Here is a 12,091-nt window from a genome sequence, read left to right on the forward strand (position 1 = left end):
TCGCCGGCTCGTGGTAGACTGCCGCAACTGTACTCGTGTGCCCGGGGATGTTCGCCTCGGGATCCGGGCGGATCAGCACCGGATCGGGTGGAAGCTTGAGCCGACGGGTCTACGGCAGTGCGGGGAGAGAGCCGCGACGGCGACTGCCGAAGGACGATCGAGATCGGTGCCGGCATCGGGGGACCGATCGCCGCCGCGGCGGCACGCCAGATCGGGCTGGCGTCGCGCGGCGACGAGCGTGACCCTGGCCTCCGCCGAGCTTGAGCATGGACTCGCTGGGGCAGGGACTAGCACCGAGGAGTGGGGCGAGATTTCCGTTTCGGTTCCTGGCGGATCGACTGGCCAACCGTAGAACCACCAGCCCCGGCTGCGACAGCTCGCCCGTGGCCAGTCCGCTTGGAGCCGTTCGTTACCTGGAGACGCTTGGGACACCGCAAGCCGTGATTCGTGAGAGGAGTGAGTCCAGATGACCAGCACCCCGCTGCACAAGGGTATCCACCCCGTCCTGGAGCAGGACCACCCGTACATCTTTATCGACGCCTGCATGCAGGCCTGGCCTGACGCCGACTACGCGCATGCCCACCGGCATGGGGTGACCGCCTACGCGGTCACCGCCTTTCACCCGTGGGCAGGGTTGGACGAGGCGCTGGAAGGCTTGATGTTCTGGCACCTGAGCGCTCGCCGGCACTCGCATCTCGGGATCGCCTGGATCGCCGAGGACATCCGGCACGCCAAGCGCGAGGGCCGAGCAGTCTTCGTCCTGGCTTCGCAAGGTGGCGACTTCATCAGCAACGCGCTGCATCGCATCGAGGCGTTCTACCGGCTCGGCCTCCGTATGCTGATCCCGGCCTATAGCCGGACGAACGCCATCTGCGGCGGTTGCCTCGACCGGGCCGACGGCGGCTTGACCAGCTTCGGCGAACTCGTGGTCGCCGAGTGCAACCGCGTCGGGCTCCTGCTCGACTGCTCGCACGTCGGCAAGCGATCGAGCCTGGAGATCATCGAGCGGAGCGCGGCACCGGTCGTCTTCAGCCATTCGAACCCCAAACGGCTCGTCGACAACCCGCGAAACATCGACGACGAGCAGATCCTCGCCTGCGCTGCGCGCGGAGGCGTAATCGGCCTGGCGCCGTGGGGTCCGCTGGTGATGAAGCCGGGCAGCCGAACCCGCCCGACCCTCGACGACTTCGTCGAGCACATCGACTACGTGGCCCAGCTCACCGGATCGGCCGACCACATCGGCATCGGCACCGATATGAGCCTGGGCACCTACCCCGACCACGAGCACGACCCCTGGGGCGAGCCGGCCTACGCCGCTGTGACGCGAGAATACGACCAGCATGTCACCGCCGATGTGCGCTCGCCGCTGCGAGCGGTCGAGGGGTTCAGCAGTTACCCTGAAGTGCTGAACCTGGTCGACCGGCTCCAGCGCCGCGGCTACGGAGAGGCGGACGTGCGCAAGATCCTCGGTGAAAACATGCTGCGGGTCTTCGAGCAGGTCTGGAGGTAGCTGGCGACCTATCTCGACAACGGATCGTTCCGAGATGCGGGTGACCACGTGCACGGGGCTGAGCCCAACCGGGGAGTCTTGCCTCTCCTACGGCTGGTCGGCCAGCCACCACCAGGTGAGCGTTCCAGCCACCCCTAGGACACCAGTGAGCATGACCAGCAGGCAACTGCCGAGACTCAGCTCCTGTAACTCCGAACCGGCTACACCACTGTAGAGCGCCGGTACCGACCAGGGAAAGTAGGCGCCCCAACCGAGCGCGGCGATCACCTGTGACAGGAAGAGCACGAGGAACACGGCTCCGACCGGTGGCAGGTAGCCACGTCCAGCACTCGCTGCCCAGGCGAAGGGAGTGATCAGCACGACTGTGAGGCCAGCCGTCGCCATCAGCCGGCCGGCCGCGCAGGCCGCAAGCCAAAGCGACCACCCGGGCAGGCCGACTACTCCGCCAGTGACCAAGCCAAGCGCGTACACGAGCGCGGCCAGCATCGTCGAGAGCGTTGTGACCACGACGAACTTGGCGATGACGATGACTACGCGGGATGTGGGCAGAGCCAGCAAGTCGGCGACAGTCCGGTCAGTATATTCGCGGCCGAACACCCAAACGGCGATGAGAGCGAAGACGATCAGGCCGCCGACCGCTACAGCCTGTGCCAGTAGCGAGAAGTATGTCGGCCAGTCGGCGGCGCCGGCGCTGATCTGCGCCTTGGCGGAGACTAGCCCAAAGCGCCGCGCCCACGCGGGATCCTTCAGGATCAGCATGAACACTCCTCCCATGAGGGGAGCGAGGGAGATGCCGAGCGCGGCCAGCCAGGGCACCTTAGAACGAACTGTCTTGAGTACCTCCGCCCACATGGCGGCCGTGAAACCGGTCATCGCTCGCCTCCAGGCGCCACCCCGATCAGCCGCAGAAAGTACGACTCGAGGTCTTCCTGCTCCACACTGAGCCGCGTCAAGCACATGTTCCGCTCCAGAAGGAGCCGAGCGACATCGTCCGGGCAGGCGATAGCGTGGTCCCCAGTTACCACGAGTTCGCCGTTCTCGCCTGAATCGACGCTGAATCCGGCAGCTTCGAGGATGGCCCGAGCCGCCCGGCGGTCGCGGGCATCGACCACAAGCCAGCGGCGACAACGCCGCACGAGCTCTTCGGTACCGAGCTCCTGGATTAGCCGCCCCTCGTGCATCACCCCGATCCTAGTGGCAATGCGCGCGACTTCGCCGAGCAGATGGCTCGACATGAACACTGTTACGCCGCGCTGGTGGACAAGCTCCTGGAGCAGCGCTCGTATCTCCACGATGCCTGCAGGATCTAGCCCGTTCATCGGTTCGTCGAGGATAAGCAGATCCGGATCATGAAGCAGGGCCTTTGCCAGGCCAAGCCGCTGCCGGTTACCGAGCGAGAGCGTAACGGCACGCCGGTCGGCATACGGGCCGAGCCCGAGGCGTTCGATGGCCCGCTCGACCGCCTTCGGGTCGGCGACGCGGCGCAACCGCCTGAAAACCTCGAGGTTCTCGCGCACCGTGAGTTCGGGGTAGGCACCCGGGGTCTCGACAAGATAGCCTACGCGTGACCAGAGCTCGAGAGCGCCTGGGTACACTCGCACACCGAAGACCCAGGCTGATCCCTCAGATGGCCGGATCATCCCGAGCAACAGGCGGATAGTCGTTGTCTTTCCCGCGCCATTGAGTCCGAGGAAGCCGTAGATCTCGCCTTTCCTGACCTGGAGTGAGAGTCGATCCACCGCGGTTCTATGACCGTAGCGCTTTGTCAGACCAGAGGTGAGAATCGCCCTATCCATCGGCCCTGCCCAGCTCATTCCGCAGCGCGCTGAGCGCCTGGTCGATGAGCACGGGGAGTTCATCGGCGCCTTCGTTTTCGGCCCAGACGAGAACGGCGGTGGTAACCGCGGCGAGACTGGCGGCGACCGCGACGCGCAGGCGGAGGTCGTCCCCCTCCTGGCCAGAGGCGGCGGCCAAAGCGCGGGCGATCAGGCGTTCGGTTGACGCTTGCTGCTCCCAAAGCCGGGCACGCAAGGCTGGGGTGCGCAGAATGAGCCGTGTGCGAGCCAGCAGGGCTTCGCGATCGGCGGCGTAGACGCGCTCGAGCCCCGCTTTCAGGGCGCCCCGGATCTTGTCCATGATGGGCTCGCCGGCTGGGCGGGCAGCAAGCTGTTCAATGATCAGGCGATCGTAGTCGTCGATGAGGATAACGTCTTCCTTTGTGGGGAAGTAGCGGAAGAAGGTCATGTGGGAGACGCCAGCAGCAGCAGCGATCTCTTGGACGGTAGTCGCCTCGTATCCCTTCGCTGCGAAGAGCCGCAGGGCGTGCTCCTGGATGGAGCGGCGTGTCAGCGCCTTCTTGCGCTCTCGGAGGCTTGACCTACTTGATGCACTGGACAGCGTCATGCGCTATCCGCCTCGAACCGGGGTCTTGTGCCCGAGACACTATCAGTTATTCGCTAACACATCTTATTGAATAACACAAATCCTGTCAAGCCCCCGGGGGTCATATGACGTTCAGCGATGTCCTGTTGGGCCGAGGCGAGAACACCGACGGTTCTCGCTGGGCCGAGCTCGGGGTAAGAGCGCAGCAGGATCAGCGGTTCTGCTTCTCCGCCTGGCGCTTGCGTCGCTCGGCGCGGCTGCGCAGCATCGGCAGCAGGTCCTCCTGCCGGGCCGGGACTCGCCCCCGCTTGGTCTGGCGAAAGCGATACGGGTAGCTACGCGGAGTCGGCCGATCCTTGACTGGATTCGCACGGCGCTGAGCGCGCCGGCGTGCCCGGCTGCGCAGCTTGGCGATGACGGATCCGATCGACATTCCACCCTCCCTCCAGTCTCGCTCATCGTCCGGCGACCTGGCGCCGGCCAAGCCGGGCACAGGTCACACCATTCTGGTGTAGCCGCCGGGGGCCTGGTGCGGCAAGTCGCCCGCGCAGGAGCGGAGTGCGCTCGCACGCCCAGCAGTAGCCGTGTTCCATGCTCTGGCCGATTCACAGCAAGAGTGACTTGTTAGGACCACGGCTCGGGATCGACAGGTGGATCACGCCGATCACGTTAGCCAGCGCTACTCGAGCCCTCGCACTGCGCAAGTAGCCCTAGCCTAGGGCCGGTGCTTGGAGGGTCACCCAGGCACCCAATCGGGCACGTCGTCCGTTCCGGCCACGATATCCACCGGCTCGACCCCCAGCAGCTCAGCGACTCGCCGGCTCAGCTCCGCCATCGCCTGCTTCTGAAACCCGGACGCCTGCCACAGCACGGTTCCAGCCTGGTCGATCAGCGAGATCGTCGGCGTCTCCGGAATATCGAAAGCCCGCGACACGGCATAGTCGTCCTCGTCGAGCAAGACGGGGAAGCTGATACCGTACCGGCGGATGAACGAGCGGGTCACGTTGGCCGAGTCCTGGGCAACCCCCCAGACAGTCAGCCGCTCCGCCGGGTATGCCTCGAAGATGCGCTCCAGGAACGGCATCGCAGTCTTGCTCGCCTGGCAGGACGCCTTGTAGATGGCCAGCACCACCGGCCCCCGCTGGAGTGCCTCCTCGAGGCTGTGGCGTTCGCCTTCCACCGCATCGAGGAGGACGAACGCCGGCGCCTTCATCCCGACCTCGACCGGCATCGATCCCGCTCCTCACCTCGCGTCCGACGAACCACACGGCGCAAGGGCAGAGTCCCCCTGCTCACGACTGAGCAACGAGAGCGAGGCGCGCCGTATTCCAGCAGGTGCTGGTTTGTCCTCGATTGCTGCCTCAGGCCCTGCCCGGCTTCGAGCTGCTAGCTGGCTCAGTCGAGCGGAGGCAGACCCAGCCCACAGCGATCGCGCACCACCGCCATCTTCGCGACCGCGAGCTCGCGGGCCCTGGCAGCCCCCCCTCTGAGCGTTCGGATGACGATGCCAGGGTCGGCGGCTAGCTCGTCGAGCCGCTGCTGGATCGGCTGCAGACCGGCGATGACCACCTCGGCAAGGTCTCGCTTGAACTCGCTGTACCCCTTACCAGCGTAACGCCGCTCCAACTCCGGGATCGGCACGTCTGCAAAGAGCGAGTAGATGGTCAGCAGGTTCGAGATCGCCGGCTTGCGCTCTTCGTCGAAGCGCACCTCCGCCTCGGAGTCGGTCACGGCACGGCGAATCTTGCGACGGATGACGTCTGGCGGATCACGCAGCTCGATCCGGCTCTCCGGATCGGGGTCGCTCTTGCTCATCTTCTTCAAGGGGTCGGTCAGCGACATGATGCGCGCGCCCGCTGGCTTGATGTCCGGCTCAGGCACGACGAAGGTCTCGCCGAAGGTACGGTTGAAGCGCATCGCCAGATCGCGCGTCAGCTCGATGTGCTGCTTCTGATCCTCGCCGACCGGCACCACCGCGGCGTCATACAGGAGGATGTCGGCGGCCTGGAGGACCGGGTAGAAGAACACGCCGGCACCCACGCGCTCGCTCCCCTTCGATTTCTCCTTGAACTGGGTCATCCGCCGCAGCTCGCCGTAGGTCGCGAGCGTTCCCAGGATCCAGCACAGCTCGGTGTGCTCGCGCACATCCGACTGGACGAAGAGGATCGACCGCTGGGGGTCGATGCCGGCGGCGAGCAGCGCGCTGGCGACCTCGACCGTGCGCGGGCGAAGCTCGCTCGCGTCGTAGGGCAGCGTCATCGCGTGCAGGTCGACGATGCAGAACATGTTGTCGTACTGATCCTGCTGCAAGACCCAGTTGCGGATCGCCCCGAGATAGTTGCCGATGTGGATACCACCGGTCGGCTGGATCCCCGAGAACGCTCGTGGCTTGCCGGTCATCGCGCACTCCTCCTGCCTGCCATCCCAGAGGGACAGGATACCACGAGCGATCCTGCGAGAGATGCCCGGCAGCCCAGGCAACTGGCCTTCGCGCTCGAGAGGGCTGGGTCACTTCTCACACTGCCTCGACACGAGGCGCTGCGATGCTGCTCGAGGAGGGGCGAGCCATGCTGGGCGACCGGCCCGCCACCCGTGCGCTCAGCTAGGTGGGGCGGCGAGAGATCTTCCCAGCCCGAGGCCAGCCGCCGGTGCGGCTCACTGCGCCACCGGCGGCACACCATTGCGCGCGATGTAGTCGCGGATCGCTAGTACATTGGCGACGAACTGCTGGGTTTCCGGAAACACGCCGTAGCGCGCGACGCTGCCTGGACCCTGGTTGTAGCTAGCGAGCGCCAGCTCGAGGCTGCCGCTCCGCGCGATCAGCCAGTGGAGAAACGCGACGCCGGCCAGGATATTGTCGGAGACGCTGCCGCTGATATCGAGCGGCCGGCCGACCAGGTAGTCGCCGACCCAGGAACCCGTTTCCGGCGTCACCTGCATGACTCCCACCGCTCCGACCGGGCTGACGACCTGTTGCTGCCAGCCGCTCTCCTGCCAGGCCAGAGCCTGCACCAGGGCAGGGTCCAACCCGTAGCCGGCGGCGTGCTGCGCGAGCAACTCCGGGATACTGGCCGAAACCGCACCGGGGACACGGATCTGCTGTCCGACGACGATATGGTTCGGATCAACGATCGGGTTGACCGCTAGAAGGGTATTGAGGCTCACGCCGTAACGCGCCGCGATACCCCAGAGCGTGTCACCGGGCTGTACCGTATAGAAGCCGGTGTCAGGCCCGTCACCCGCTGGCGTCCCCCCGCCCGATGGTGGGATGACGAGCTGCTGACCGGCATAGATCACGTCGGGGTCGGCAATACCGTTCTGCTGGGCCAGCAGCTCGACCGGGGCACCGTACTGCGCGGCGATGCCGCTCAGCGTATCGCCCGGTCGGATCAGATGGACGTCCTCGGCACCGGCTGGGATCGCGCTCAGCAGGGCAGCGACGACCGCCGCGCAGCAACCGATCGTCGCTCGTCGCCACCGTTCGCTGCGAGCCATCGGCTTTCCCTTCCTCTCCACGCCGCCCAGGCCGACCTCCATCTCTGCACGTACACAGTGTACAGACAGTGGGCCAGATAATCAAATATTGTCTAGTTGTCACAGGTATGCCAGAGGGGTCACCCCGCCCGCTGCCCAGCCCGGTTAAGGCAGCGTCAGTGGAAATGCGTGGACGCGGCTACCAGGGGCGCAGTTGCTTGACGGCCAGACACAGCGCGCTTGCCTGCAACCATCGGCAACGGGGCCAGTTGAACCCCTCTGGCGCGCGCGGCGAGGGCCAGGGCAACGAGCCGGGCAGAGCCGTGCCGGCTACCCCGTCGATCCGTACAGGCCCCTCGGGAGATCGCCTGGAATCCGCGCGTGAGCCTCGACGATACCGGTAACCTGGCGCTCCCAGCGCGGACGCGGGCACAACGGAGGACTGTCTCTAACCGGCGGGCGAGGTGGAAACCGGCCGGTCACTCAGGCACCTGATCGACTGACCGGATCGTCGCTCGGTGGATCGGCAGCCGGATCGGTAGAGCCGGTTGCCAGCGTGCCCAACGGCTCCACCCGCCGTAGCGGAGTACCTTTGGCCTGCTCAGCCTTTCTGATCAGCCCGATCGCGACCGTGGCGAGGACGAGCAGGGTGAGGCCTCCGGTGAGGAACGGCACCGGTCGACCAGCCTCGTACAGCACCGAGCTGAGGAGCGCGCTGGTTGCGGCTCCCGCCATGCCAGCGGTCGTATAGGCGCCCTGCACCCGTCCCTGCACCCGGGGGTCGGACACCGACGCCAGGTACGCATCCACCGAGGGAGAGAGCAGCCCGATGATCGCCCCCTCGAGCGCGCCGAGGAGCAAGATCGCCGGTACCGAGGGGATGGAGTACCCGATGACGACCACCCCCAGGGCCAGGCTGAGGACGAGCAGCCGCCGCCAGCGTGGCGCGCGGTCGGCCAGCCGCCCACCGAGCGGCAGGAAGAGGAGATTGGTGACCGAAAAGGTCGTGTAGGAGATGCCCAGCTCGAACTCGCTCGCTCCCAGGTCGGCGAGATAGACGCTCCAGATCCCGGTGAAGATGCCGACCGGGAACTCGAAGCCGAGCGCGAGGATGAAGGCAGCCACCAGCGGCGCGGCCAGCAGCGCCCGGTACGGTACCCGCTCCCCGATCAGGCGCGGGAGCGGCCGGCCGGAGCTGAGCTGGCCGATGGTCGCGAGGACGAGCGCCCCCAGCGCGACTTCGCCCAGCCCGCCGACCACGAAGAGCGGCGCCTTTCCGATGATTCCGGCCAGCACGCCGCCGAGGGCCGGGCCGAGCAGCCAGCCACCGTTGAGCGCGCCCCACCAGGCGGCAAACGCCTGCCCCCGCCGCTCCGGCGGCGTGAGGTCGACGATCAGCGCTCTGGCCGAAGGATAGATCAGCGCCAGTCCGACGCCCTGCGCCAGCCGGAGCAGCACGAACAGCTCAGGCGCGGTCGTGAACGCGAAAGCGGCCGTCGCCAGGCCCTCGACCACCAGGCCGGCCGCGATCGGTATGGCGCGCCCGATGCGGTCGGAGAGGGCACCGGCCGGAAACTGGAGCACCGCCTGGGAGATGAGGAAACCGGAGGCCATCAAGCCGATCAGCGCGTAGGAGGCGCCGCGATCGCGCGCGATCAGGGAGATGAAGGGCACCACCAGGCCGGAAATCAGCCCGGCGAGGGCCGAGAGGAGCAGGAGAACTCGCAGCGAGGGGTCACGCAGCACCCAGGGCAGACGCACGGCCGGTAACTCCTTCTGACCATCGAAGCTGGCTAGTCACCGAGCCGAGCGCCGGGCCGCTCCCGCGTAAGCAGGCCCGGCGGGCGCCGCGGTGAGGGGTAACGAGTTCGCAGGATCGGGAACCGGACGGCGGTCAGACCCACGGCGACCAGGGCGAGGACCGTGAGGATCGTTACCGCGATCGGTGCACCCCAGCCGTCCGCGATTGTCCCGGCCGGCAAAGTGCCGAGCGGCAGCAGGCCCCAGGTGAGGAGATACACGCTCAGCACCCGGCCGCGCACCTCGTCGTCGACATGGAGCTGGAGGAGCGTGTTGTTCGCCGACATGTAGACCGAGCTGACGAACCCCGCCAGGAAGAGGAACAGGGAGGCCAGCCAGGCGACCGGCGAGTGCGCGAACGCGATGACGCTCAGCCCGAAGCCGAGCAGGCTGAGAAGGAGCATCCGCGGCGATTCGGCCAGTGCCCTCAAGCCAGCGACGGCGAGCGCGCCGCACAGCCCCCCGAGCCCGTTGAGGGCCATGAGTAGCCCCAACCCACCAGAGCCGAGGCCCAGCTCATCACGCGCAAAGACGGGAAGCAGGCTGGTGTACGGCATGATCAGCATCGTCGGCAGCGCGGCCAGCACCAGCAGCGCCAGCAGATACTCGCTCTGCCGGATGACCGAAAGCCCCTCAGCGAAGGACGCCAGCAGGGAACGGGGTACGCGCCGGGGTGGTCGAGCCGGGAGATGCCAGGAGATCGCTACCGAGGCGAGCTGCAACAGCGCGCAGAGTGCCAGCGTGGCGGCGATGCCGAGGCCACCGACCAGTGGGCCGGCGAGCGCCGGGCCAATGACGCGCGGCGCGTTCTGTCCAGCCGAGTTCAAGGCGACAGCGTTCGCCAGGTCGTTCCGCTCGACGAGGTCGGCCACCATCGCGTTGCGCGTCGGGAAGACGAACGACATCGCCGTGCCCGCTAGGAAAACCCCCACCAGTAGGTGCCAGGGAGCGAGCCAGCCTCGCCAGAACATGAACGTCACCGCGGCGACCACCAGCGTCACGCTGACCTGCGCCAGGAGCAGCACCAGCCGGCGGTCGACCTGGTCGATCACCACTCCAGCCGGGAGACTGACCAGCAGCATCGGGATCCCGCCGAGAAAGCCGACCAGCCCGACGAAGAAGGGCGAATCCGTGAGGACCAGCGCCAGCCAGCCGATGACGAGCTGCCACATCCAGAAAGACGCGTTCGTCGCCACGGTGGTGAAGAAGAGAACTCTGAAGCCCGGGTAGACCTGCAGCGAGTGGAGAATGCCGGACTTCACACTCGCTTTAGGATGTTCGACAGCCATGCCAGACGCCGATCCCGAACCTGTGCATCGCTCCCTCTGGCCGGGCATCGTACCACAACGCACCCAGCCGACACCCGCTGGATCCGCGCTGCCGGCAACCTCGACTTAGCGGTCGATAGCGATGGACAGCCGGCTCGAGATGCCCGGCCCTGTCGTACAATGGCCCTGGCCAGCCGTCGTTGCCCGCGAGGGCGGAACGAGTGCCGGTAACGTGAAGGGACAGGCAGGGCGATGGACACGATCCGCAAGTACCAGGACTATGTCTGCACCAGCTTCGTTGCCGCGATCGAGCCGGTCGTCGTCGAGCGCGCTCGCGGCGCGACGGTCGTCGACGCTGGCGGTCGCGAGTACATCGACTGCTTCGCCGGCATTGCAGTGACGAACGCTGGACACTGCCACCCGAAAGTCGCAGCGGCGGCCAAGGCGCAGATCGACAAGCTGATCCACGCGGCGAGCTACGTCTACTACGTACCGCCGGTCGCCGACCTGGCCGAGCAGCTGGCCCAGGTCACGCCCGGCGCGCTGAAGAAGACCTTCTTCGGCAACAGCGGCGCCGAAGGGATCGAGACCGCCCTACGCATGGCCAAGGCCTATACCGGCCGCTCGGAGTTCATCGCTCTCACCCACTCGTTCCACGGACGCACCGTGGGCACGCTCTCGGTCACCGGCAACATGCAGCGCAAGAAGCGTGGCGGGCCGTACCTGCCCGGCGTCGCCTTCGCCCCCGCGCCGTACGTCTATCGCAACCCGTTCGGGACGGATGACCCGGAGGTGGTGGCCGAGCGGTGCGCGGAGATGGTGGAATGGGCGATCAAGTACCAGACTTCGGGCAACGTGGCCGCCTTCATCGCCGAGCCGGTGCTAGGGGAAGGCGGCATCATCGTGCCGCCCGCCAGCTACTTCCGCCGGGTCAAGGAGGTGCTCGACCGCTACGGCATCCTCTTTATCGTCGACGAAGTGCAGAGTGGCTTCGGGCGGACCGGCAAGCTCTTCGCGATCGAGCACTACGGCGTGGAGCCGGACATCATGGTGATGGCCAAGGGTATTGCCGATGGCTTTCCCCTCTCGGCCTGCACGGCCCGCGCGGAGATCGCCGACGCCTTCCAGCCGGGCGAGCATCTCTCCACCTTCGGTGGCAACCCGGTCTCCTGTGCGGCCGCGCTGGCGAACTTGGAGGTGATGCTCGAGGAAGATTTGCCGGGGCAGGCTGCTGCCAAGGGGGCCCAGGTGCTGGCCCAACTGCGGGAGATGGCGCACGAGCACGAGCTGATCGGCGAGGTGCGCGGGCTGGGCCTGATGATCGGTGTGGAGCTGGTAACCGACCGGAAGACGAAGCAGCCGGCGGCGAAGCAGGCGGCGTCAATCCGGGCATACGCCCGCGAGCATGGCGTGCTGATCGGCGTCGGTGGGCAGGAGGGCAACGTCCTCCGGCTCCAGCCGCCGCTGACGATCACCGAGGGTGAGCTCGAGCGCGCGCTCGACGTGATCGGCAAGGGGCTGGAGATGGCCCGCTCTGTCTCGTCGTGACGGCCAGGATCCTCTCCACCCAGCACGGCCCGCGGCCTCGCTAGCGTCGCGATCCGGCCGCTATGCGGCTGAGATTGGTTGCGGTGGCTCGAAGCCGCCGCGCGTCCAG

At 66.9% G+C, this 12,091-nt stretch carries 11 protein-coding genes; 2 read left to right on the forward strand and 9 right to left on the reverse strand.

Annotation, left to right across the window (positions count from 1 at the left end; genetic code table 11):
• Positions 1–466 precede the first annotated feature (466 nt).
• The gene (locus tag NET02_RS10780; protein ID WP_284057420.1) at positions 467–1,510 is read left to right on the forward strand and encodes a dipeptidase; all 1,044 of its coding nucleotides are present in this window, start codon (positions 467–469) and stop codon (positions 1,508–1,510) included.
• An 87-nt stretch (positions 1,511–1,597) separates the two neighbouring features.
• On the opposite strand, the gene NET02_RS10785 is transcribed toward NET02_RS10780, so the two are convergent.
• The 9 genes from NET02_RS10785 to NET02_RS10825 form a co-directional block, all read right to left on the reverse strand.
• On the reverse strand, positions 1,598–2,383 hold the full coding sequence (locus tag NET02_RS10785; protein WP_284057421.1) for an ABC transporter permease: 786 nt from the start codon (positions 2,381–2,383) through the stop codon (positions 1,598–1,600).
• On the reverse strand, positions 2,380–3,249 hold the full coding sequence (locus NET02_RS10790; RefSeq protein WP_284057422.1) for an ABC transporter ATP-binding protein: 870 nt from the start codon (positions 3,247–3,249) through the stop codon (positions 2,380–2,382). Before NET02_RS10790 ends, NET02_RS10785 begins: the two co-directional genes overlap by 4 nt.
• A 49-nt stretch (positions 3,250–3,298) precedes the next feature.
• Entirely contained in the window at positions 3,299–3,913 is a 615-nt protein-coding gene (locus NET02_RS10795) for an acyl-CoA-like ligand-binding transcription factor (protein ID WP_284057423.1), read from the reverse strand.
• A gap of 190 nt (positions 3,914–4,103) precedes the next feature.
• On the reverse strand, positions 4,104–4,325 hold the full coding sequence (locus NET02_RS10800) for a hypothetical protein (RefSeq protein WP_284057424.1): 222 nt from the start codon (positions 4,323–4,325) through the stop codon (positions 4,104–4,106).
• Positions 4,326–4,628: 303 nt separating this feature from the next.
• On the reverse strand, positions 4,629–5,123 hold the full coding sequence (locus tag NET02_RS10805) for a peroxiredoxin family protein (protein WP_284057425.1): 495 nt from the start codon (positions 5,121–5,123) through the stop codon (positions 4,629–4,631).
• Positions 5,124–5,287: 164 nt separating this feature from the next.
• Positions 5,288–6,292: a tryptophan--tRNA ligase gene (trpS, locus tag NET02_RS10810; protein WP_284057426.1), complete on the reverse strand. Its 1,005-nt coding sequence runs from the start codon at positions 6,290–6,292 to the stop codon at positions 5,288–5,290.
• A 255-nt stretch (positions 6,293–6,547) separates the two neighbouring features.
• A complete protein-coding gene (locus NET02_RS10815) occupies positions 6,548–7,387 on the reverse strand; it encodes a lytic transglycosylase (RefSeq protein WP_284057427.1) in 840 nt (279 codons plus the stop codon).
• A gap of 462 nt (positions 7,388–7,849) precedes the next feature.
• Complete coding sequence (locus tag NET02_RS10820) at positions 7,850–9,127, reverse strand: MFS transporter (protein ID WP_284057428.1); 1,278 nt, start codon at positions 9,125–9,127, stop codon at positions 7,850–7,852.
• Positions 9,128–9,159: 32 nt separating this feature from the next.
• Positions 9,160–10,455, reverse strand: a complete 1,296-nt coding sequence (locus NET02_RS10825) for an MFS transporter (protein WP_284057429.1) — start codon at positions 10,453–10,455, stop codon at positions 9,160–9,162.
• 231 nt (positions 10,456–10,686) lie between these two features.
• Here NET02_RS10825 and NET02_RS10830 point away from each other — a divergent pair, with 231 nt between their 5' ends.
• Positions 10,687–11,982, forward strand: coding sequence for an aspartate aminotransferase family protein (locus NET02_RS10830; RefSeq protein ID WP_284057430.1), 1,296 nt, complete (start codon positions 10,687–10,689; stop codon positions 11,980–11,982).
• The last annotated feature ends 109 nt before the right edge of the window (positions 11,983–12,091 follow it).

Source organism: Thermalbibacter longus (genome assembly GCF_023806485.1).
Lineage (GTDB): Bacteria > Chloroflexota > Chloroflexia > Thermomicrobiales > Thermomicrobiaceae > Thermalbibacter > Thermalbibacter longus.

What these genes read in the sequence shown, in the direction of transcription:
- NET02_RS10780 (WP_284057420.1), top strand. Translation starts at nt 467, where the DNA reads ATGACCAGCACCCCGCTGCACAAGGGTATCCACCCCGTCCTGGAGCAG.
- NET02_RS10785 (WP_284057421.1), bottom strand. Translation starts at nt 2,383, where the DNA reads ATGACCGGTTTCACGGCCGCCATGTGGGCGGAGGTACTCAAGACAGTT.
- NET02_RS10795 (WP_284057423.1), bottom strand. Translation starts at nt 3,913, where the DNA reads ATGACGCTGTCCAGTGCATCAAGTAGGTCAAGCCTCCGAGAGCGCAAG.
- NET02_RS10800 (WP_284057424.1), bottom strand. Translation starts at nt 4,325, where the DNA reads ATGTCGATCGGATCCGTCATCGCCAAGCTGCGCAGCCGGGCACGCCGG.
- NET02_RS10805 (WP_284057425.1), bottom strand. Translation starts at nt 5,123, where the DNA reads ATGCCGGTCGAGGTCGGGATGAAGGCGCCGGCGTTCGTCCTCCTCGAT.
- trpS (WP_284057426.1), bottom strand. Translation starts at nt 6,292, where the DNA reads ATGACCGGCAAGCCACGAGCGTTCTCGGGGATCCAGCCGACCGGTGGT.
- NET02_RS10815 (WP_284057427.1), bottom strand. Translation starts at nt 7,387, where the DNA reads ATGGCTCGCAGCGAACGGTGGCGACGAGCGACGATCGGTTGCTGCGCG.
- NET02_RS10825 (WP_284057429.1), bottom strand. Translation starts at nt 10,455, where the DNA reads ATGGCTGTCGAACATCCTAAAGCGAGTGTGAAGTCCGGCATTCTCCAC.
- NET02_RS10830 (WP_284057430.1), top strand. Translation starts at nt 10,687, where the DNA reads ATGGACACGATCCGCAAGTACCAGGACTATGTCTGCACCAGCTTCGTT.